The sequence below is a fragment of the Aeromonas diversa CDC 2478-85 genome (assembly GCF_000819805.1).
Classification (GTDB): domain Bacteria; phylum Pseudomonadota; class Gammaproteobacteria; order Enterobacterales; family Aeromonadaceae; genus Aeromonas; species Aeromonas diversa.
In genome coordinates, this window is record NZ_CDCE01000029.1 from 248638 (window position 1) to 268718 (window position 20081).

At 61.8% G+C, this 20081-nt stretch carries 21 protein-coding genes and 2 riboswitches; of the genes, 16 read left to right on the plus strand and 5 right to left on the minus strand.

Features of this window, described 5'->3' with window-relative positions; translation table 11 throughout:
• Positions 1-356: 356 nt before the first annotated feature.
• From phoB to BN1121_RS10680, 9 genes are all read left to right on the plus strand, one after another.
• Positions 357-1046 (plus strand): phosphate regulon transcriptional regulator PhoB, encoded by a 690-nt coding sequence (gene phoB, locus BN1121_RS10640; RefSeq protein ID WP_005346826.1) that lies wholly within the window; start codon positions 357-359, stop codon positions 1044-1046.
• A gap of 9 nt (positions 1047-1055) precedes the next feature.
• Complete coding sequence (gene phoR / locus BN1121_RS10645; RefSeq protein ID WP_005346828.1) at positions 1056-2363, plus strand: phosphate regulon sensor histidine kinase PhoR; 1308 nt, start codon at positions 1056-1058, stop codon at positions 2361-2363.
• A 172-nt stretch (positions 2364-2535) separates the two neighbouring features.
• Entirely contained in the window at positions 2536-3510 is a 975-nt protein-coding gene (locus BN1121_RS10650) for a PstS family phosphate ABC transporter substrate-binding protein (protein WP_005346832.1), read from the plus strand.
• 121 nt (positions 3511-3631) lie between these two features.
• Positions 3632-4444, plus strand: a complete 813-nt coding sequence (locus tag BN1121_RS10655; protein ID WP_005346835.1) for a M48 family metallopeptidase — start codon at positions 3632-3634, stop codon at positions 4442-4444.
• Entirely contained in the window at positions 4432-4926 is a 495-nt protein-coding gene (locus BN1121_RS10660) for a GNAT family N-acetyltransferase (protein ID WP_005346838.1), read from the plus strand. Before BN1121_RS10655 ends, BN1121_RS10660 begins: the two co-directional genes overlap by 13 nt.
• 95 nt (positions 4927-5021) lie before the next feature.
• Positions 5022-5930 carry an ROK family protein gene (locus BN1121_RS10665; protein ID WP_005346841.1) on the plus strand — a complete coding sequence of 303 codons (909 nt, stop codon included), beginning with the start codon at positions 5022-5024 and terminating at the stop codon, positions 5928-5930.
• Positions 5931-5955: 25 nt separating this feature from the next.
• On the plus strand, positions 5956-6675 hold the full coding sequence (locus tag BN1121_RS10670; RefSeq protein ID WP_043157052.1) for a copper homeostasis protein CutC: 720 nt from the start codon (positions 5956-5958) through the stop codon (positions 6673-6675).
• 67 nt (positions 6676-6742) lie between these two features.
• Positions 6743-7354: a BamJ family beta-barrel-assembly machinery protein gene (gene bamJ, locus BN1121_RS10675; protein WP_005346845.1), complete on the plus strand. Its 612-nt coding sequence runs from the start codon at positions 6743-6745 to the stop codon at positions 7352-7354.
• Positions 7355-7447: 93 nt separating this feature from the next.
• A complete protein-coding gene (locus BN1121_RS10680) occupies positions 7448-7753 on the plus strand; it encodes a DUF2845 domain-containing protein (RefSeq protein ID WP_005346848.1) in 306 nt (101 codons plus the stop codon).
• A 15-nt stretch (positions 7754-7768) separates the two neighbouring features.
• On the opposite strand, the gene BN1121_RS10685 is transcribed toward BN1121_RS10680, so the two are convergent.
• Positions 7769-7975, minus strand: a complete 207-nt coding sequence (locus BN1121_RS10685) for a DUF1107 family protein (protein ID WP_043157072.1) — start codon at positions 7973-7975, stop codon at positions 7769-7771.
• A gap of 162 nt (positions 7976-8137) precedes the next feature.
• Here BN1121_RS10685 and yfcD point away from each other — a divergent pair, with 162 nt between their 5' ends.
• From yfcD to BN1121_RS10700, 3 genes are all read left to right on the plus strand, one after another.
• Complete coding sequence (gene yfcD, locus BN1121_RS10690; protein WP_005346854.1) at positions 8138-8647, plus strand: NUDIX hydrolase YfcD; 510 nt, start codon at positions 8138-8140, stop codon at positions 8645-8647.
• Complete coding sequence (locus BN1121_RS10695; RefSeq protein WP_005346857.1) at positions 8644-9117, plus strand: peroxiredoxin; 474 nt, start codon at positions 8644-8646, stop codon at positions 9115-9117. Before yfcD ends, BN1121_RS10695 begins: the two co-directional genes overlap by 4 nt.
• A gap of 88 nt (positions 9118-9205) precedes the next feature.
• Positions 9206-10171 (plus strand): calcium/sodium antiporter, encoded by a 966-nt coding sequence (locus BN1121_RS10700; RefSeq protein WP_005346859.1) that lies wholly within the window; start codon positions 9206-9208, stop codon positions 10169-10171.
• A gap of 58 nt (positions 10172-10229) precedes the next feature.
• On the opposite strand, the gene BN1121_RS10705 is transcribed toward BN1121_RS10700, so the two are convergent.
• Positions 10230-11381 carry a type III PLP-dependent enzyme gene (locus BN1121_RS10705; RefSeq protein WP_005346861.1) on the minus strand — a complete coding sequence of 384 codons (1152 nt, stop codon included), beginning with the start codon at positions 11379-11381 and terminating at the stop codon, positions 10230-10232.
• Positions 11382-11709: 328 nt separating this feature from the next.
• Positions 11710-11789, plus strand: a riboswitch (glycine riboswitch).
• A gap of 5 nt (positions 11790-11794) precedes the next feature.
• Positions 11795-11898, plus strand: a riboswitch (glycine riboswitch).
• A gap of 103 nt (positions 11899-12001) precedes the next feature.
• Between BN1121_RS10705 and BN1121_RS10710 the strand changes: the two genes are divergently transcribed.
• Both BN1121_RS10710 and BN1121_RS10715 read left to right on the plus strand, forming a co-directional pair.
• Positions 12002-13378 carry an alanine/glycine:cation symporter family protein gene (locus BN1121_RS10710; protein ID WP_043157054.1) on the plus strand — a complete coding sequence of 459 codons (1377 nt, stop codon included), beginning with the start codon at positions 12002-12004 and terminating at the stop codon, positions 13376-13378.
• A gap of 130 nt (positions 13379-13508) precedes the next feature.
• Positions 13509-14627: a GGDEF domain-containing protein gene (locus BN1121_RS10715; RefSeq protein ID WP_043157055.1), complete on the plus strand. Its 1119-nt coding sequence runs from the start codon at positions 13509-13511 to the stop codon at positions 14625-14627.
• Between the two features lie 3 nt (positions 14628-14630).
• On the opposite strand, the gene BN1121_RS10720 is transcribed toward BN1121_RS10715, so the two are convergent.
• Positions 14631-14879: a YciN family protein gene (locus BN1121_RS10720; RefSeq protein ID WP_005346866.1), complete on the minus strand. Its 249-nt coding sequence runs from the start codon at positions 14877-14879 to the stop codon at positions 14631-14633.
• A 66-nt stretch (positions 14880-14945) separates the two neighbouring features.
• Positions 14946-16322 (minus strand): MATE family efflux transporter, encoded by a 1377-nt coding sequence (locus BN1121_RS10725; protein ID WP_043157056.1) that lies wholly within the window; start codon positions 16320-16322, stop codon positions 14946-14948.
• A gap of 127 nt (positions 16323-16449) precedes the next feature.
• On the opposite strand from BN1121_RS10725, the gene BN1121_RS10730 reads away from it, so the two are divergent.
• On the plus strand, positions 16450-17307 hold the full coding sequence (locus tag BN1121_RS10730; RefSeq protein ID WP_005346870.1) for a helix-turn-helix transcriptional regulator: 858 nt from the start codon (positions 16450-16452) through the stop codon (positions 17305-17307).
• Between the two features lie 41 nt (positions 17308-17348).
• Positions 17349-19043 carry an NAD-dependent malic enzyme gene (locus tag BN1121_RS10735; protein ID WP_005346872.1) on the plus strand — a complete coding sequence of 565 codons (1695 nt, stop codon included), beginning with the start codon at positions 17349-17351 and terminating at the stop codon, positions 19041-19043.
• 71 nt (positions 19044-19114) lie between these two features.
• Here the strand turns inward: BN1121_RS10735 and BN1121_RS10740 are convergent, their stop codons facing one another.
• A complete protein-coding gene (locus BN1121_RS10740; RefSeq protein ID WP_005346875.1) occupies positions 19115-20080 on the minus strand; it encodes an alpha-L-glutamate ligase-like protein in 966 nt (321 codons plus the stop codon).
• Position 20081 lies beyond the last annotated feature (1 nt).

Below are 20081 nucleotides of genomic sequence, written 5' to 3' on the forward strand. Positions count from 1 at the left end.
GAACTTGGCCTTCGGACATCCATAGAGTACTTTCGCACCGCGAAATATCAATCGCTGTCGGGACTCAATTTTCAAAAGTATGACAGAGTGCAAAAAAATCTGACCTTAACCGGGAACTTTCAGAAAAAGGCCGTGAAAGTGAGGCTGAGAACGTTTTCTTGGTGGGTGGGTGCCGCGTTTGTGGTCATATCGTCGGCTGTTTTCGGCCAGCGAGGTGGGCAGAATAATTTGCACTCAAAAAAAACAATGGCATGGGAGGGGCGCCCAAATGGGGAGCTTGTCCCCCAAGTCATAAAAGTGTCATAAAAGGTTCCAATAATTGGCGCACGTTTCTTAACGCGGGAGAGTAAAGGGAAATGGCAAAGCGAATTCTGGTGGTCGAGGATGAGGCCCCAATCCGCGAGATGCTCAGCTTTGTGCTGGAGCAAAAGGGATATGATGTCATCGAAGCCCAGGATTTTGACGATGGGCTGGTCAAGTTGAAAGAGCCCTATCCCGAGCTCATCCTGCTCGACTGGATGCTGCCCGGAGGCAGTGGTATCCAGTTCCTCAAGCAGCTCAAACAAGAGGAGCTGACCCGGCAGATCCCCGTGGTGATGCTCACCGCCCGTGGTGAGGAAGAGGACAAGGTGCGCGGCCTGGAGGCCGGTGCCGACGACTACATCACCAAGCCCTTCTCTCCCAAAGAGCTGACGGCCCGCCTGCATGCGGTGATGCGCCGCGTCTCGCCCACCTCGATAGAGGAGGCGATAGAGGTGCAAGGATTGCGACTCGATCCGCTCTCTCACCGGGTCAGTGTGGAGGAGAAGCCGCTCGATATGGGTCCGACCGAGTTCAAGTTGCTCCATTTTTTCATGACTCATCCGGAACGGGTTTACAGTCGTGAGCAGCTACTTAACAATGTGTGGGGCACCAACGTCTATGTGGAAGACAGGACGGTTGATGTGCATATCCGCCGCCTTCGCAAGGCCATCGAAGAGACGGGCCACGACCGCCTCATCCAGACAGTGAGGGGGGCGGGCTACCGCTTTTCGACCCGGCTGTAGGAACACGCCATGTTGCAACCGTACAGTTGGCGCCGCCAGCTCTGGCGCATGATAGGGTTTTACATCCCTTTTGCCCTGCTTGGCTGGCTGCTCGACCATGTGGCCGCGACCCTGTTGGTCGCGACCACCCTTCATCTTGTCTGGCACTATCAACAGCAGCACAGGCTGGCTTACTGGCTGTGGCACGATCGTAGCCTGGTTCCCCCCTCCGGCAGCGGCAGTTGGGAATACATCTTCAACGGTATCTACAAGTTGCAGCAGCGTCAGCGTGGTCGCCGCCGGGAGTTGGCCGGTCTTATCCGCCGCTTTCGCGAAGGGGCCGAAGCCTTGCCCGATGCCGCCGTCGTCTATCGGGAGGATGGCTCCATCCTCTGGTGCAACAAGCTGGCGGAGAAGATGCTCGGCTTTCGTTGGCCAGAAGATGCCGGCCAGCATATCGGCAACCTGATCCGGGCTCCGGCGTTTACCACCTATTTGGCGAAAGGGGACTACGAAGAGCCTCTGGAGCTCCACTCGCCGATCAACGATGACAAGACTCTCGAGTTTCGCATCATGCCCTATGCCCTGGAGCAGGCGATTCTGGTGGCGCGGGATGTGACGCGGCTGCGCAGTCTCGAGAAGACCCGCAAGCACTTTGTGGCGAATGTATCTCACGAGCTGCGTACCCCGCTGACCGTGCTCAAGGGATACCTCGAGATGACGGAGGAGCTGCCTGCCCCTGGCATGTGGGATAAGGCTCACCGAGTGATGTTCGAGCAGACCCAGCGGATGGATAACCTGGTCAACCAGTTGCTGACCCTGTCACGCATCGAGGCGGCGAGCGAGGTGGATCTGGCCCGGGTGGTGGATATGCCCGCCATGCTGGCGCTGTTGGAGCAGGAGGCGAACGCCCTCTCAGGAGAGCGGGCGCACACCATCAAGTTCCAGGTGCAGCCTGACTTGAGGGTACACGGCGATCCGGACTTGCTGCGCAGTGCCGTCTCCAACCTGGTCTACAATGCGGTGCACTATACCCCCCCCGGTAAGGGGATCCTGGTGGAGTGGCGGCGTCAGGGAACCTATGCCCTGTTTGCCGTGACCGACGAGGGGGAAGGGATCGCCCCCGAGCACCTGTCGCGTCTCACAGAGCGCTTCTATCGTGTCGATCGGGCGCGCTCACGCCACACCGGCGGCTCGGGGCTGGGGCTGGCTATCGTCAAGCATGCCCTGAGCCATCACGATACTCACCTCGAAATAGAGAGCCGTCTCGGCCGGGGGAGCCGTTTTAGCTTCCTCATGCCTCCCCAGCTCATCGCCGATCAGCGCAAGAGCGCCTGATGAACCACACAGAGGGCTGCCCAGGCAGCCCTCTCTCTTTGGTACATGGCGCACACCGATAATGCGGCCGGCATGTCATGAAAGTGTCACAGATTGTCCATATCTTTGTCATGGCACGGCCAGATACTGGCGCCGTCTTGGAACAGACCCTCGTTACTTTTGGAGAGATTGGATGAAACTCAACAAATTGGCTGGCGTTATTGCTGTCTCTGCCGTTGCCCTGTTTTCTGCCCAGAGCATGGCTGCCTCCATCGATAAGAACTTACCCGAGTACCAGCCGGTTAGCGGCATCTCCGGTAACCTCTCGTCGGTCGGATCGGATACCCTGGCCAACATGATGACCCTGTGGGCCGAAGAATTTAAGCGCATGTATCCGAACGTCAACGTTCAGATCCAGGCCGCCGGCTCCTCCACCGCCCCGACCGCCCTGACCGAAGGCGTTGCCCAGTTCGGCCCCATGAGCCGCGAGATGAAGGCTGGCGAGATCGAGGCCTTCGAGAAGCGTTTTGGCTACAAGCCGGTCGGTATCCCGGTCGCTGTGGATGCCCTGGCGGTCTTCGTTAACAAGGACAACCCCATCAAGGGGCTGACCATGGCGCAGCTGGATTCTATCTTCTCCAGCACCCTCAAGTGCGGTGGCGACAAGCAAGCCTCCCGTTGGGCCGATGTGGGCCTGGACGGTGGCTGGGCTGCCAAGGATATCCAGCTCTACGGTCGTAACTCGGTTTCCGGCACCTATGGCTACTTCAAAGAGCACGCTCTGTGTAAGGGTGACTTCAAGAGCGGTGTGAACGAGCAGCCGGGCTCCGCCTCCGTGGTGCAGTCTGTCTCCTCCTCCCTCAACGGCATCGGCTACTCCGGTATCGGTTATGTGACCTCAGGCGTGCGTGCCGTGCCCCTCTCCAAGGATGGCAAGAGCTTTGTCGAGGCGACCGAGATGAATGCCCTGACCGGCAAGTATCCGCTCTCCCGCTTCCTCTACGTTTACGTGAACAAGCATCCCAACAAGCCGCTTTCCCCCATGGAGCAAGAGTTCATCAAGATGATCCTCTCCAAGAGCGGCCAGGGCATCGTCGCCAAGGACGGTTACATTCCGCTGCCGGCCAAGGTGGTTGAGCGTGACCTCAAGACCCTGGGTCTGATGTAAGATCTGCGCTTTCAGAAGCGGGCCCATCGGGCCCGCTTTTTATTTATCCATTCCTTGATGACTTGCACTGCGCTCCCCCTTTTTTGACAATAGAGTGAAGTCGTTTCCCAAAGGATGCTTCATGTCGCTCACTACCCTTTCTATGCGCCTGCTTGGCTTGCTCTGTGGTGCCAGCCTGTTGGCTGGTTGTGTCCAGTCCCCCACCGGGCGAAGCCAGATGCTGCTCTACTCTCCCCAGCAGATGAACCAGCTGGGGGCCAGCTCCTTCGAGGAGATGAAGAAGCAGGAGAAGATCAGCCAGGATGCCAAACTCAATGCCTATGTGCAGTGCGTTGCCGGCGCGGTAACGGCCGAGGTGCCTGACCACTACGGCATCGAGAGCTGGGAGGTGGTGGTGTTTGACGACAAACAGGTCAACGCCTTCGCCTTGCCCGGTGGCAAGATTGGGGTCTATACCGGTCTGCTCAAGGTAGCGGTCAATCAGGATCAACTGGCGACCGTCATCGGCCACGAGATCACCCACGTGTTGGCCCAACACTCCAACGAGCGGCTCTCCCGTAGCCAGCTGGCCGGCATCGGCATGGCGGCGGCCGACGTGGCCCTGGGCTCCAGCGAGTATGGCGGTGCTACCATGGCGGCACTGGGGCTGGGGGTTCAGGTGGGCTATCTGCTCCCTTATGGCCGCGTGCAGGAGAGTGAGGCCGACAAGATGGGGCTCGATCTGATGGCGAGCGCCGGCTTCAATCCCGCCGAGGCAGTTACACTGTGGCAGCGTATGAGCGCTCAGAGTGGTGGCAACAAGCCCCCCCTGTTGCTCTCGACTCACCCGAGTGACACCCAGCGTATCGAGGCGCTGCAGGCCGATCAGGCCAGGGTCGAGCCCATCTATCAGCAGGCCCGCGCCTCAGGTCGGAGCCCCCAGTGTCGGAGGTAACCCTGCGCATTGCCCGTCTCGATGACGTGGCGGCCATGGTCCAGTTGCAGCGCGCCAGTTGGCGCATGGCCTATGGCAGCGTGCTGGGCGAGGATCTGCTCGAGCAGATGGATGAGGGGGCTCACCGTCGGGTATGGGAGCGCCGCCTCACCGAGACCGACCCCCGTCCCATGCTTATCTGCCATCAGGAGCGGCCGGTCGGCCTGCTCTATTGGCAGCAGGAGGGAGAGCAGGCCTGGCTACGGGCCTTCTATCTCGATCCCGATTATTGGCGCCAGGGGCTGGGCCTGCGTCTGTGGCAGGTGGTGATGGTGCAGATGCGCCGTGCCGGCTGCCGTGAGGCCTGCCTCTGGCTGCTCGGTGGCAATCGCATCGGTGCCGGGTTCTACTTCAAGCACGGCTTTCGTCCCACCGGCGAGCGTCGCACCCTGCAGACCCTGGGGCGCGACTGTGTGCAACATCAGCTTACTCGCCCCCTGTGACCCCGTTTTACGTCCCTCGTCACTTTATTTTTTTTGCGAATTAATACAATGGAGCCTCATTGAGGATTGGGTTGCTCCATGTCAGGGAGGAAGGCATGTATTACGGATTCGATATCGGTGGCACCAAGATTGCGTTTGCCGCTTACGATGGGGCCTTGAGCCTGCGCCATGAGCTGCGTCTGGCAACCCCTAAGGACGACTATGAGGGGCTGCTGAGTCTGCTGGCCGATCAGGTGCGTCAGGCCGATGTACGCTTCGGGATGCGTGGCTCGGTGGGCATAGGGTTTCCCGGTATCATCAACGCCCAGGATGGGAGCGTGGTGGCCGCCAACCTGCCGGCCATCAATGGTCGCCACCTGGGGCGAGATCTGGCGGCCAGGCTGGATCGCCCGGTGGCCGTCGATAACGATGCCAACTGTTTCCTCTGGTCCGAAGTGCAAGGCGGTGCCGCCGACGGCGCCGCCTCGGCCCTCGGCATGACCATAGGCACCGGCATCGGCGGCGGCATCTATCTCAATGGCCGCATCCATCAGGGCCGCAACTGGCTGGCTGGCGAGATTGGCCACTACCCCTTGCCGGGTACCCTGTTGCTCAAGTACCCGGACCTGCCTCGTCTGCGCTGTGGCTGCGGGCGCCTCGTCTGCTTCGAGACCCTCGCCTCGGGCAACGGTCTGGAACGCCTCTATCACCACTACACGGGTGAGCGCCAAAGCGGCCAGCAGATCGTGGCTCGCCTGGAGGCCGGGGAGGAGAAGGCCCGTGCCGCCGTCGACTGCTGGCTCGACGTGCTTGCCGCCGGGCTTGCCTGCGCCCTCTCCACCCTGGATCCGGAAGTGGTGGTGCTGGGCGGCGGCTTAAGCGCCTTGCCAATCCTCTATGAACAGTTGCCCGTGCGCCTGCCCGGCCATCTGTTGCCCGGGGTGGCGCTGCCCGCCATCCGCCAGGCTCGCTTCGGTGGCGCCGGTGGTGTGCGCGGTGCGGCCCTACTCAACCTGACTACCTGAGAGCGGGCCACGCCCGCAAAGAGGCATGATGAAGCTCGAAGTTTGCGTCGACAACCTGGAATCCCTGCACACGGCCCAGGCGGCCGGTGCGGATCGCATCGAACTGTGCAGTGCCTTGGGGCTCGGGGGGCTGACCCCCTCCTGTGGCTTCATGCAGCTGGCGGCCCGCCATGGCCGTATTCCGATCTACGCCATGATCCGCCCGCGCGCCGGGGATTTTTGCTTCTCCGACGAGGAGATGGCGCTGATGGAGCAGGACATAGCCGCGGCCCGCTCGGCCGGCCTGCAAGGCGTGGTGGTGGGGCTGCTCGACGAGAATGGACGAGTGCCGGGCGACAGGCTCAAGCGCCTGGTTCAGGCGGCGGGTCCGCTCGGGGTGACGTTTCATCGTGCCATCGATCTCTCCAGTGACTGGCGCGCCGATCTTGAGACCATCATAGCCGCCGGCTGTGAGCGTATCTTAAGCTCGGGACAGGCGGCCAGCGCCGAGTCGGGGCTGGCGACCTTGCGCGAGATGCAGGCGCGGCTCGCCGGGCGGGCCAGCCTGATGCCGGGGGCCGGGGTCAATGAGGGCAACGTGCTGCGGATCCTGGCCGAGAGCGGGGCCCGAGAGATGCACATGTCCGGCATGGGGTGGCGTGGCAGTGCCATGGCGGGCGGCGTCTCCATGGGCAGCGCCGATGATGGCCGTATCAATGTGACCGATGCCGGCAAGATCGCTGCCGTGCGCCGCCTGCTCGGTTGACACGACAGGGGGCGCCGGCTCTGTTATCATCGGCCCCTCATTTACCCTCGAGACAAGCGAGAGCAACATGTCCCAATACAACACCACCGAACAGAAGGCCAGCTACGGCGTAGGCCGTAACATGGGTGAGCAACTGGCTCAGCAGGCGTTCAGCGGTCTGGATATTCCTGCCCTGCAACAAGGCCTGGCCGATGCCCTGAACGGTGTCGATTTTGCCGTCAGCCGCGACGAGATCAACGAAGCCTTCGGCATCATCACCGAGCGCATGCAAGCCGAGCAGGAAGCCGTTGCCAAGGCTGCCGCCGCCGAGGGTGAAACCTTCCTGGCCGATAACGCCCAGCGCGCCGAAGTGCAGGTGACCGACTCCGGCCTGCAGTACGAAGTATTGGTCGAGGGTAACGGTGAGAAGCCGGCTGCCGGTCAGTCCGTGCGTGTTCACTACCACGGCACCTTCACCGACGGTCGCGTGTTCGACAGCTCCGTCAGCCGCGGTCAGCCGGCCGAGTTCCCGGTGACTGGCGTCATCAAGGGCTGGGTTGAGGCGCTGCAGCTGATGCCGGTTGGCTCCAAGTGGAAGCTCTTCATCCCGCAGGATCTGGCCTATGGTGCTCGCGGTGCCGGCTCCATCCCGCCTTACTCTGCACTGGTCTTCGAAGTCGAGCTGCTGGATATCCTGTAATTCGCTCATCCGTGATGACCCCGACGGCGGCCCCTGTGGCCGCCGTTCTTTTTGGCGTTATAGTGTGAACAGTCGAAAAGGGGAGGCGCGGGTATGAGAGAGGCGTTGTTGGGGATCTTGCTGCTGGGGTCGGTGCCCCTCGCCCTGGCCGATACGGTGCGTTGCAAGGACACCCTGATCACCGAAGGAGACAGCACGGCCCTGCTGCTTATCAAGTGCGGCGAGCCGCTGCTTAAAGAAGAGTTGACCCGCTTCGAGGAGAATGGCTTCGGGGCGCGTATCACGGTGAAATACGGGGAGCGCTGGACCTACAATTTTGGCAAGCAGCGCTTCATGCAGATGGTCACAGTGGTCAATGGCACTGTGACCGAGATTGAGAATGGCCCCCCGGGCGAGTAGTGCCAGGGTCACGCCTTAGCAAGACGCCAGGTCTGGGCGCAGGGTTCGCAGCAACTGGTTGACCTGGCCTGCCAGCGCCCGTTGCTCACTCAGCCCCTCCAGCCGGACACGGCCGTCGTAGAAACGAAATTCCCCCACTGACTCCACGGCAAAGGCACCACGATGGAAGCTTTTTACATAACGTGCGATTTGAACCGGGGAGAAGCGTTTGAAGATTTTCATCTGTTCCTCGTCCTGTTGTTTGGTCATTATCACTATACCGAGCTCGTATGACGGTAAGATGAACGCTTATTTGCCCTTTGTTAATCAATCATGGTGACGTTTTTCCTGCAGGATAATCGCTTTATACTGCAACTCTTTTCATGCAGTCAGGAATGAGCAGGGATGGAGCTGGTCGAGGTGGTTGATGAGCAAAACAACATAGTGCGTATTGCTCCCCGGGCCGAAATCCGGCGGGATAATCTGGCCCACAGAGCCACTTATATACTGGTGTGTCGCAGCGATGGGCGGGTCGTGGTACAGCGCCGGACTCTTTGCAAGGATTTTTGCCCCGGCATGCTCGATGCGTGCTGCGGTGGCGTTGTGAGTGCCGGCGAACAGTATGACGAAAGCGCCCTGCGCGAGCTGGCCGAGGAGCTGGGGGTGTCCGGCATCCCTCTGCGCGGATTTGGCACCTTTTACTCGCGCAGCGACCTCTACCATGTTTGGGGGGGGCTGTATCTGTGCACCTATGACGGTGAACTGGTTCTACAGGCCGAAGAGGTGGAGGCCGTGGAGGAGCTCACCCTCGAGGAGATCGCCGCCCGTGCCGACGAGTTCACCCCGGATTCCCTGATCGCCATCGCCGAGCTGCGCCAGCGCGGCGCCTTTTCCCACCACAGGAGCCACCGATGATCACCATTGGAAGCAAGCTACCGGACCATGAATTCACCTTCATTACCCCAGAGGGCAAGGTGACCCGCACCAGCGCCGAAATCTTCGGTGGCAAGCGCATCGTGCTGTTTGCCGTTCCCGGCGCCTTTACTCCCACCTGCTCCAACGCCCACCTGCCGGGCTATGTGGTCAAGGCGGACCAGTTCGCTGCCGGTGGCGTCGACGAGATCTGTTGTCTCTCGGTCAACGATGCCTTCGTGATGCGCGCCTGGCAGCGGGAGCAGAATGCCGAGGCGATCACCATGTTGGCCGACGGGGACGGCACCTTCGTCAGTCAGTTGGGACTGGCCAAGGAGACGGGGGCATTCGGTGGTCTGCGCGCCCAACGCTTCGCCCTCATCGCCGAGGACGGGGTGGTGACCGCCCTGCGCGTCGAGGCACCGGGTAAGTTTGAGGTTTCGGATGCAGGCTCCATGCTGACCCTGCTGTAATTTAAACGCTGACCGTTTACACTAGCGCCGTTGTGTGTGGCCTGCAGTGATGCAGGCCGTTTTGTATCTATTGAGGAAGCGACAAGAGATGACCTTGCCCCTGTTGGCCATCGTGGCCGGGCTGGCACTGCTGGTGTGGAGTGCCGACAAATTTGTGGATGGGGCGGCCGCGACCGCCCGTTATGCGGGCATGCCGCCGTTGCTCATCGGTATGGTGATCATCGGCTTTGGCACGTCGGCCCCCGAGATGGTGGTGTCGGCCCTTGCCGCCTCCCAGGGTAATCCCGGGTTGGCCCTCGGTAACGCCTACGGCTCCAACATCACCAACATCGCCCTGATCCTGGGTCTGACCGCCTTGATCAGCCCCATTGCCGTGGCCTCTCAAGTGGTGCGCAAAGAGATCCCGATCCTGCTCGGCATCACCCTGCTCTCGGGTGCCCTGCTCATCGACGGTCATCTGGGCCAGGGTGATGCCCTGATCCTGCTTGCCGTCTTCTTCGTGCTGATGGGCTGGTCCATCTGGCAAGGGATGCGTGGCCGTGGCGACCCCCTCGATGCGGAGGTGAGCGAGGATATCGACAGCGAAGGGATGAGCCTGAAGAGCGCCCTGTTCTGGTTGGTGCTCGGCCTGGTGCTGCTGGTGGGGGCCTCGCGCCTGCTGGTATGGGGAGCGGTCGAGGTGGCGCATAGCCTCGGTATCAGCGATCTCATCATCGGCCTGACTATCGTGGCGGTGGGCACCTCGTTGCCTGAGCTCGCGTCGTCGCTCATGGCCATCAAGAAGAAGGAGCACGATCTGGCCCTTGGCAACGTGCTTGGCTCCAACCTCTTCAACACCCTGGCGGTGGTCGGCATCGCCGCCGGCATCAGCCCGTTGGCGGTGGATCCGGCCGTGCTTTCGCGCGACTGGAGCGTAATGATGGGGCTGACCCTGGTGCTGCTCGTCATGTGCGTCGGCCGCAAGGGGCAGGGGCGCATCAACCGGGTCGAAGGGGGCCTGCTGCTGGCCGCTTATGTGGGCTACACCCTCTGGCTCCTGAGCACTCAGTTCTAAGCCATCGAGACAATAAAAAGGGGAGCCATACCGGCTCCCCTTTTTGTTCGATTCAGGCTCAGGCGACGGCCGTCAGCCGCTGCTCTTGCTGGCTCGAGTCGATCACCAGGATGTCGGCCTTGGGGAAGAAGTTGAAGGTGGAGGCGGAGGCCCAGGTGTAGGCGCCCATGACGCGGCCCACCACCAGATCGCCGATCTCCAGCTCGGGCAGTGCGATGTCGTCACGTATCACGTCCACGCTGTCACAGGTGGGGCCGGCCAGCACGCTGCGGTGAGCCTCGCCGTTGGCGTAGGGCACGCTCACCGGGTAGGTGACGTGATCGTACATCTGGCCGTTATAGCTGCCGTAGAGGCCATCATCCAGGTAATACCAGATCTTGTCGCCGCGATGGGCCTTGCCCATGACGCTGGCCACCGAGGTCATGGCCGGTGCCGAGATGAAGCGGCCCGGCTCTGCGATCTTCTGCACGGTGGCGGGGAGATCGGCCAGGGCCTCGCGAATTGGGGCGCAGAAGCTGGCGATATCGACGTCGCCCCCCTCATAGTCGACCGGGAAACCGCCGCCGATATCCAGCACCCAGGGTTTCAGACCGAGATCCCAGGCCTGCTCCAGGATGGCGCGGCAGGCGTCGATGGCTTGCACGTGGCGTTTGGGGTTGGGCACCTGGGAGCCGACGTGGAACGATAGCCCCATCACCTTGAGCCCCTTGGCCTGGGCCAGCTGCATCAGCGGCAGGGCCTGCTCCGGGGTGCAGCCGAACTTCTTGGAGAGATCCACCTTGGTCTCTGGATTGGGGAAGCTCACCCGCAGCAGCAGTTTCACCTCGTCCTTATAGGGGAGGAATTTGTCGAGTTCCCAGGGGTTGTCATAGACAAACACGGTGCAGCCGTACTCCAGGGCGTGGCGGATGTCGCCGTCACGCTTGATGGGGTGGGTATGGATGCAGCGCCCGGGACGCACCCCCTGGCTCTTGACCAGATCCACTTCGCCATTGGTCGCGAGATCGAAACAGGCTCCCTCTTCCTTGAGCACCTCGACCAGTGCCGGGTGGGGCAGGGGCTTGAGAGCATAATGGAGACGGACATCGGGGAGGGCGGCGGCCAGAGCCCGGTATTGCTTGCGGACGGCGGCCTTATCGAGGAGCAGCAGGGGAGAGCCGTGTTGTTCAACCAGTTGGCGGTAATCCAGAGCCTGAGAGGTCTCGTTCATCGTCGTATTATCATCCTTAGGGGGCAGGAGCCCAGTCCAGTCACAGTGAACCGGCGGCGGCCGGCTCAGGCGCGAACCAAACAGCTTGTGATGCTTGGTTATGCGCGTGATTATGGGCTTATTGCATTTTTGTGCAACATGGGTGGGTGGTTATATTGTTGAGATTTTCTGATTGAGACGACAGAGGAAACTGCATGGTTTTTGCTGAACAAGTCGTTTGTTTGCGGGTTGTTAAAAGAGGTTAATGAGACGAAAAAGCCGAGATGAGTGGGAGACAGCTCACAATTTTTTGATTAACATGCCCCGGCCTAATCCAAAATTAGTTCGGATGAAGGTGGCAGGAGAGCGATGGGTAACCATCCACCGAAGAAGTAAATCTTTCAGGTACCGGGTAACCGGTGTGGACTGCCACTGGACGATACTCTGGAGAGACCCGTTGAATCGGGCGCCGAAGGAGCAAGGCTGCCGACCCGTGCGGCAGCCGGAAACTCTCAGGCAAAAGGACAGAGGGGATGGGATGGTTGTACCCGGGCTCGCGCCCTTTACATCGCCTCTGCGATCGTGTTGCTATTGGGAAGATCATCCTTCTCCTCCTTAATTTTTCTGTTTAAGGAGGATGCATGTCATCAATTCAAGTGGCCTTACAGGCTATCGATAGTTTCGTTTGGGGTCCGCCCCTGCTCATTCTGCTGGTCGGTACCGGCGTCTACCTCACCGTCCGTCTCGGGCTGTTACAGGTCTTGCGGCTGCCGCTCGCCCTGCGTCTGGTGTTTGGCCGCGATCAGGGACAGGGGAAGGCGGGGGATGTGTCGAGCTTTGCGGCGCTGTGCACCGCGCTCTCTGCCACCATAGGCACCGGCAACATAGTCGGGGTCGCCACCGCGATTAAGCTGGGTGGACCCGGAGCCCTGTTCTGGATGTGGATGGCCGCCTTCTTCGGCATGGCCACCAAGTACGCCGAATGCCTGCTGGCCGTCAAATACCGGGTGACCGATGCCAACGGTCAGATGGCCGGCGGTCCCATGTATTACCTCGAGCGTGGCCTCGGCTCCAGGCCGCTGGCCAAGCTGTTCGCCCTGTTTGGTATCGGCGTGGCCTTCTTTGGTATCGGCACCTTCCCCCAGGTCAATGCCATCAGCGACGCCATGACCCTGTCGTTCTCGGTGCCGCGCGAGGTGACCGCTGTGGTGCTGACCCTGATCGTCGGTCTGGTGACCCTCGGCGGGATCCAGTCGATCTCCAGCGTCTCGAGCAAGGTGGTGCCCTTCATGGCCCTCTTCTATATCGTCTCCTGCCTCGGGGTGCTGGTGGCCAACGCCTCGGCCCTGCCGGATGCGGTCGCCCTGGTGTTGAGCTCGGCCTTCACCGGCCAGGCGGCCACCGGTGGCTTCGTCGGCGCGGGCGTGCTGCTGGCGATCCAGTCCGGGGTGGCGCGCGGGGTCTTCTCCAACGAGTCGGGCCTCGGCTCGGCCCCGATTGCGGCGGCGGCGGCCAAGACCGACTCCTGCGTCGAGCAGGGGCTGGTCTCCATGACCGGCACCTTCTTCGACACCATCATCATCTGCACCATGACCGGCCTCACCCTGGTGGTGACCGGGGTGTGGAGCGGCGATCTGAGTGGCGCGGCCATGACCAGCGCGGCGTTTGCCCAGGGGCTCAATCCCCATGTCGGTCAGTACCTGGTGAGCATCGGCCTGCTGTTCTTTGCCTTCACGACCATCCTCGGCTGGAACTACTACGGTGAGCGCTGCACCGAGTACCTGTTCGGCGTCCGCGCCATCAAGCCCTATCGCCTCATCTATCTGGCGCTGGTGGCGTGTGGGGCCTTCCTGCACCTGGACATGATCTGGCTGCTGGCAGACATCGTCAACGGCCTGATGGCGGTACCCAACCTCATCGGCCTCATCGGGTTGCGCCACGTGGTCGTGGCCGAGACCCGGGCCTTCTTTGCTCGCAACGAGGACACTGAGCCCGAAGGTGAGACTCAAACGGCCTAAGTGCTACGGCGGGCCCGGCCCAGGCCGGGCTCGCTTCATGACCTGACTCTCGGTTTATTGACTCCCTGCATGATAATCTGGCCTGACCGGATTAAAATGACCCCTTACAAAGAGTGGGGTGAGGATAGTTGTGCTGAGGATGTCCGAGATATGGAGTGCCAAGAACCACTCCGAAGACTTCACCATGACGCGTATCGAGTTCATGACGGTGCGCTTTCGTTGGCTGGTTTGTCTGTTAATGGTCGGGTTACCGGCCTGGTCGATCGTGGACTGGCTGACCCTCAGCGCCGAGCAGTACGCCATCTTGCTCAAGATCAGAATGACCACCTTTCTGGCGCTCTCTCCCCTGATCCCGTTCTCGTTTTTTATTAACTACCGCCTGGCCCGAATGCGGGTCGCGCTCGGCTATCTGATGGGGGTGATCCTCACCTTCGCCCTGGCTTGCATGGCCGAGTTGGGTCAGGTCGAGGGGCTGCAGATGGGCTATACCGTCTTCCCCTATCTGATGATCAGCCTGTTTGCCGTCTTTCCCATCCCTCTGGTGATCGGTTTCGCCGTCGCACTGCTTATCTTCTGCGTGCTGCTACTGGGGCGCAGCATACTGCTGAGTCAGCCAATCTTCGGCATGGATACCTTCAACCAGCTGTGGATCCTGCTGCTCTTCACCTTCACCTCTGCCTGGGTCCAGGCGGGTCAGCTCAACATGTTGCTGCGCCTCTATCGTGAGTCCACCACAGACGAGCTGACCGGCATGATGAATCGTCGCCTGTTGATGAAACAACTGGAGCAGGCCAGGGCGGCGCTGATGGGGCGGGATCGCCCGTTTGCCGTGCTGCTGCTCGATCTCGACCGCTTCAAACGGATCAACGATAACTACGGCCATCTGGCGGGGGATGCGGTACTGCACACGGTAGCCACGACGCTGGGAGAGCAGCTCGAGAAGCACCATGTGCTCGGCCGCTACGGCGGAGAGGAGTTTGCCATCTTGCTGCCACGCTGTGCCACGCTGGAGCAGGCACGGCAGATAGCCGAGCGCCTGCGTCTGTCTATCGAGGCGCGGGCGGTCAAGAGTCCGGCGTCCGAAGAGCTGATCGAGGTCACGGTGAGCATAGGCGTGGCGCTGGCCAGACGTGGGGAAGGGGTGCAGAGCCTCTTGAATCGGGCGGACGAGTGCCTCTATCAAGCGAAAATCAACGGGCGCAACTGTGTGGTGGTGGCACCGCCATCGACGCAGGCGATGGCGGGCTGAGGATCAGACTAGGCGATACTTGTCCGAGAGCTGGTGAGCCAGCAACTTGAACATGTTGAACACGGCCATGGTCTTGGGGGTCGGCGTGCCATCTTCGGCGAGGAAATACTCCCCCTTGAACACCAGAACGTCGCCGCGCTGCTCGACGGCGTCTGCCTGCATGCCGTGAATGAAATCTTCGTGCTCTCGGATCATCTTGTTCGCCATCGCGAGCAGCTCGGTCTGATCGATGAGGATACGCTCTGTCTGCATGGTGATCTCCTTGGGTGGATAGACCCGCCTATCATACCTCAGCCGCTCGGGTTATTGTGACCCCGATCACTCCATAACCAGGTTGCGTAGCCAGCGGCGGCGACCGATCCTGTGCCAGACCAGCAGAGACTTGGACACCTCTTCCAGCAGCACCAGGGCGACGACCACCGGGAGTGCCCAACCGAGCCAGACGGCCATCGCCGCAAGGGGGAGCCCGATGCACCACATGCCGACGATGTCGATCAGGATGGTGTAGTTCACATCGCCCCCCGAGCGCAGCACCCCGACGATCCCCACCATGTTGAACACCTTGACCAGCATGCCGAGGCAGACGATGGCCAGCACCTGGCTCGCCATGGTATCGAGCCCCGCCGGCAGGTTGCCGACGGCCGAGAGCAGGGGTGCTTGCAGGGCCCAGACCAGGGCCCCGGTCAACATGGCACCGACAGGTGCGAGCAGCAACAGCAAGCGGGACTCCATCCAGGCACTCTCATACTCCTCGGCACCGAGCCGGTGGCCGAGCAGGGTGGCGCAGGCCACGGCCAGACCGAAGAAGAGGGAGATGAGGATCCCCTCCAGGGCGCCCAGGGTGGTCATGATGGCGAGCTCATCGACCCCGAGGCGGGCATAGAGGAAGCCGTAGAGCATCATGCCAAAGGCCCAGATCCCGTCGTGCAATAGCAGCGGCAGGGCGATGAGGCCAAAACGCACGCCCTCTTTGCGAGTGAGGGCCTGGCGCCAGTCGGCAGCCGCGGGCAGCAGGCGGCGCTGGTAGCGTGACACATAGGCCAGCAACAGCAGGGTCTGCAGGATGCGTGACAGGGTCGTGCCCCAGGCCGAGCCGGCCACCCCCATGGCCTCGAATCCGCCATGGCCGAAGATCAGGAGGTAGTTCAGCACCACGTTGGCCAGGATCGCGACCAGACCGATCCGGGTGGGGGCGGCCGCCTGACCCACGGCTCGCATGGCCGACTCCAGGGGAACCACGATCGCGGTACAGAGTACCGAGCCACCGGTGATGAGCAGATACTCCACCGCCAGCGGGGTGAGGGTGGCGTCGGTGGTGGCTTGTGCGATCACCGACTCGGGGGCGAGCAGGTAGAGCAGGGCGAAGGGGGTCGTCACCAGCAGAGAGCCTAACAGGGCCAGCGCCAGAGAGCGGCGTACCCCGGCCAGTTCGCCCCGGCCGAAGTATTGAGCCGCCAGTACCGACACCCCGCCGCACAAACCGGCGATCACCAGCAGGTTGAAGAAAAAGACCCGGTTGCCAAGACCCACCGCCGCCACCTCCGTGGTGCCGAGCTCGCTGACCATCATGATGTCGATGAGCCCCAGCAGGGAGAACATCATGGATTGCAGCGACACCGGTAGCGCCAGTTGCCACAGGCGACGCATGAAGTGGCGGTCGGTGGTTTGTTTTAAAATTGCTTGCCAATGAGTCATTAAGAACAACCGGATCGAAGAAAGTCATTTTCAGTGCTTACATAGTAAGGTGGTGTCTGCTCGGGGGCGCTGTGGCAGACTATCGAGTTGTTTGTTCAAAACTAGCATTGTGAGCGAGGGGGCCAGGATGTTTCCACAGGAGTGTCTCGACATAGCTCCGACCTGTGTCGAGCAGATGGCGGGGCGTGAAGGGTATCCCTTGCTGGGGGAGGCGGGGGTGTTTCTGACCGGGCTGTCCGAGCTTCGGGATCACTACCTCATCCGCCGTAATCGACCCGATTTTCACATCCTGCTGATGAGCCATGACGAGGGGGGGGCCCTGCTGCTACCCCAGGGCGCCGTGCCCATTCCCGCCGGCAGCATGGTGTTCTTACCGGCCCGGCTACCCGGTGGGTTGGCCCTGACCGATACCCGTTGGCAGACCAGCTGGGTGCTGCTCGACGATGTGCCCCGCTGGCATCATCTGCACCGGCTCGGGCATCTGGTGCGCCACAGCGATCAGGTCGAGACACTTCATCATCTCCTCTCCCTGCTGCATGGGGAGAGACCCGACTCCCCGCTGTTGCCAGACTTGCTCACCTTGCTGCTGAACGTCATCGAGCGTGCCCTCAAGGAGGAGGGGAAAGAGGCGCCCGAACGCCGCTTGCAGCATCTCTTTCGTGTGGTGGAGGGGCGCCTGGCCGAGCCCTGGAGTGTGCGTTCCCTGGCGGCGCTGCATCCCTGCTCTGTGCCTCATCTGCATCGCCTCTGCCAGCAGTGGCTCGGGTGTGGTCCCATGGCCCATCTCACCCGGCTGCGGATGGAGAAGGCCAAGCAGTGGCTGCTCTACACCGACTGGTCCTTAAGCGAACTGGCGGCCCGGGTCGGATACAGCGATGGGGCCAATTTTGCCAACCGCTTTCGCCGTCATACGGGTGTGACGCCGGGCGAGTTTCGCCGCAGTGGTCGCCTCCCGGTCTGCAAACCCTTTGAAATTGAGGAGTGAAATCCCTAGGATCGGCGGGCAACCACAGCAAGGTGAACACCATGTTTGAAGATAATAATCAAAAACGTCCCCTCTATATTCCCTACGCCGGACCGGCGCTGCTCGAAACCCCCCTGCTCAACAAGGGCAGTGCCTTCACCGCAGAGGAGCGTGCCTCCTTCAACCTCGAGGGGCTGCTGCCCAACAACATCGAGACCATAGAGGAGCAGACCGAACGCGCCTATCGCCAGTATCAGGCGTTTGGCAACGACATGGACCGTCATATCTATCTGCGCAACATTCAGGACACCAACGAAACCCTCTTCTACCGCCTGCTGCAAAACCACCTCAAGGAGATGATGCCCATCATCTACACCCCGACCGTGGGTCAGGCGTGCCAGGAGTTCTCCAACATCTATCGCCGCGCCCGTGGCCTGTTTATCTCCTACCCGGACCGGGATCGCATCGACGACATGCTGCAAAACGCCACCAAGCAGAACGTCAAGGTGATCGTGGTGACCGACGGGGAGCGGATCCTGGGTCTGGGGGATCAGGGGATCGGCGGCATGGGCATCCCCATCGGCAAGCTCTCCCTCTACACCGCCTGTGGCGGCATCTCGCCGGCGTACTGCCTGCCGGTGGTGCTGGACGTGGGCACCAACAACCAGCAGCTGCTCAGCGATCCTTTCTACATGGGCTGGCGCAACCCGCGTATCACGGGGGAAGAGTACGCCGAGTTCGTCGACGCCTTCATCCAGGCGGTCAAGCGCCGCTGGCCGGACGTGCTGTTGCAGTTCGAAGACTTTGCGCAAGGCAACGCCATGCCGCTGCTCAACCGCTACAAGGACGAGCTGTGCTGCTTCAACGATGACATCCAGGGCACCGCCGCCGTGACCCTCGGTAGCCTCATCGCCGCCTGCAAGGCCTCCGGTGCCAAGCTCTCCGAGAAGCGGGTTGCCTTCCTCGGCGCCGGCAGCGCCGGCTGTGGCATCGCCGAGCAGATCGTGGCCCAGATGAAGGCCGAGGGGCTGACCGACGCCCAGGCGCGCTCCCGTGTCTTCATGGTGGACCGCTTCGGCCTCATCACCGACAAGATCCCGAACCAGCTGGAGTTCCAGCGCCGCCTCTCCCAGCCGCTGGAGCGGGTGGCCGACTGGCCGGTGGGGGATAACATCTCCCTGCTCGAGGTGATGGAGCACGGTCACCCGGATATCCTCATCGGGGTGTCGGGGCAACCGGGGCTGTTCACCGAGGAGGTGATCCGCACCATGCACAAGCATTGCGCGCGCCCCATCGTGTTCCCCCTCTCCAACCCCACCTCCCGGGTCGAGGCGACCCCGGCCGATATCTTGCGCTGGACCGACGGCCAGGCCCTGGTGGCCACCGGCAGCCCGTTCGCACCGGTCGAGGTGAAGGGCAAGCTCTACCCCATCGCTCAGTGCAACAACTCCTACATCTTCCCGGGGATCGGGTTGGGTGTGCTGGCAAGCGGCGCCAAACGCGTGACCGACGCCATGCTGATGTCGGCCAGCCGTGCCCTGGCCGAGTGCTCACCGCTCGCCAAGGGCACCGGCGAATCCCTGTTGCCGGATCTGGCGGATATTCAGCAGGTCTCTCACCATATCGCCAAGATGGTCGCCAAGACCGCCATGCTGCAAGGCAAGGCGGTGCAGACGCCCGACGAGGTGATCGACAAGGCGATCGAGGCCAACTTCTGGCGCCCCGAGTATCGCCGTTATCGCCGCACCTCCTTCTAAGGGTGGCATAAAGAAAAAACCGAAACCCATCAGGGTTTCGGTTTTTTTATGGGCGGCAGTCTGCGGCGGGATCAGTCGTCGAAGACGCCGAAGTGTTCCTTGGAGAAGGCGATACGCTGGGCCACGTTCATCTTGCTGCTGCCCAGGCGCTCCACCGCCTTCAAGTTCGGCACCAGGCCACGTCCGTTGGCGATCTGAATGGAGAGACCGGGGCGGGCGTTGAGCTCGAGCAGCATGGGGCCGCGATGCTTGTCGAGCACCATGTCGGTGCCGATGTAGCCGAGCCCCGACATCTCGTAGCAGGAGGCCGCCAGGGTCAACAGGGTATCCCAGTGGGGCACCTTGAGCTCATACAGATCGAGGCCGGTGTCCGGATGGTGGCGGATCGGCTGGTTGAACTGCACGGCGCGCAGGGCCCGGCCGGTGCGCAGGCACAAGCCCACCCCGACGGCGCCCTGGTGCAGGTTGGCCTTGCCGTCCGAGGCGGCGGTGGAGAGGCGCATCATGGCCATCACAGGGAAGCCCTTGAAGATGATGACCCGCGAATCGGGCACCCCTTCGAAGGAGTAGCCGTCGAACACGTCATCGAAGTTGATGAGGTCTTCGACCAGCACCTTATCGGGCTTGCCACCCAGGGAGTAGAGGCCGGCCAGGATGTTGGAGATGTGACGCTCCAGATCCTGCACCGTCTCGGCCTTGCCGTTGGGCTTGTAGTAGAGGCCATCTTCGTGACGCAGGATCACCAGGATCCCCTTGCCGCCCGAGCCGCGGGCCGGCTTGATACAAAAGCCTGGCCACTCGCGCACCATCTCGGCGATCCGGGTGACTTCGTGCTGCTCGCGGATGGTGCCAATCAGCTTGGGCACCGTTACCCCGGCATCGAGGGCGATGCGCTTGGTCTGCAGCTTGTCATCCACCAGGGGGTAGAGACGGCGCGGGTTGTAGCGGCTGATGTAGGAGTGGTTGCGCTTGTTCATGCCGAGGATGCCCGCTGCCGAGAGCGTCCAGGGCCAGGTGTACTTTTCCCAGAAGGCCATC

What these genes read in the sequence shown, in the direction of transcription:
- BN1121_RS10730 (WP_005346870.1), top strand. Translation starts at nt 16,450, where the DNA reads ATGTTTCCACAGGAGTGTCTCGACATAGCTCCGACCTGTGTCGAGCAG.
- BN1121_RS10670 (WP_043157052.1), top strand. Translation starts at nt 5,956, where the DNA reads ATGATGAAGCTCGAAGTTTGCGTCGACAACCTGGAATCCCTGCACACG.
- BN1121_RS10650 (WP_005346832.1), top strand. Translation starts at nt 2,536, where the DNA reads ATGAAACTCAACAAATTGGCTGGCGTTATTGCTGTCTCTGCCGTTGCC.
- BN1121_RS10720 (WP_005346866.1), bottom strand. Translation starts at nt 14,879, where the DNA reads ATGCAGACAGAGCGTATCCTCATCGATCAGACCGAGCTGCTCGCGATG.
- BN1121_RS10700 (WP_005346859.1), top strand. Translation starts at nt 9,206, where the DNA reads ATGACCTTGCCCCTGTTGGCCATCGTGGCCGGGCTGGCACTGCTGGTG.
- BN1121_RS10710 (WP_043157054.1), top strand. Translation starts at nt 12,002, where the DNA reads ATGTCATCAATTCAAGTGGCCTTACAGGCTATCGATAGTTTCGTTTGG.
- BN1121_RS10695 (WP_005346857.1), top strand. Translation starts at nt 8,644, where the DNA reads ATGATCACCATTGGAAGCAAGCTACCGGACCATGAATTCACCTTCATT.
- BN1121_RS10680 (WP_005346848.1), top strand. Translation starts at nt 7,448, where the DNA reads ATGAGAGAGGCGTTGTTGGGGATCTTGCTGCTGGGGTCGGTGCCCCTC.
- BN1121_RS10735 (WP_005346872.1), top strand. Translation starts at nt 17,349, where the DNA reads ATGTTTGAAGATAATAATCAAAAACGTCCCCTCTATATTCCCTACGCC.
- BN1121_RS10725 (WP_043157056.1), bottom strand. Translation starts at nt 16,322, where the DNA reads ATGACTCATTGGCAAGCAATTTTAAAACAAACCACCGACCGCCACTTC.
- phoR (WP_005346828.1), top strand. Translation starts at nt 1,056, where the DNA reads ATGTTGCAACCGTACAGTTGGCGCCGCCAGCTCTGGCGCATGATAGGG.
- BN1121_RS10740 (WP_005346875.1), bottom strand. Translation starts at nt 20,080, where the DNA reads ATGGCCTTCTGGGAAAAGTACACCTGGCCCTGGACGCTCTCGGCAGCG.
- yfcD (WP_005346854.1), top strand. Translation starts at nt 8,138, where the DNA reads ATGGAGCTGGTCGAGGTGGTTGATGAGCAAAACAACATAGTGCGTATT.
- bamJ (WP_005346845.1), top strand. Translation starts at nt 6,743, where the DNA reads ATGTCCCAATACAACACCACCGAACAGAAGGCCAGCTACGGCGTAGGC.
- BN1121_RS10705 (WP_005346861.1), bottom strand. Translation starts at nt 11,381, where the DNA reads ATGAACGAGACCTCTCAGGCTCTGGATTACCGCCAACTGGTTGAACAA.
- phoB (WP_005346826.1), top strand. Translation starts at nt 357, where the DNA reads ATGGCAAAGCGAATTCTGGTGGTCGAGGATGAGGCCCCAATCCGCGAG.
- BN1121_RS10655 (WP_005346835.1), top strand. Translation starts at nt 3,632, where the DNA reads ATGTCGCTCACTACCCTTTCTATGCGCCTGCTTGGCTTGCTCTGTGGT.
- BN1121_RS10685 (WP_043157072.1), bottom strand. Translation starts at nt 7,975, where the DNA reads ATGAAAATCTTCAAACGCTTCTCCCCGGTTCAAATCGCACGTTATGTA.
- BN1121_RS10665 (WP_005346841.1), top strand. Translation starts at nt 5,022, where the DNA reads ATGTATTACGGATTCGATATCGGTGGCACCAAGATTGCGTTTGCCGCT.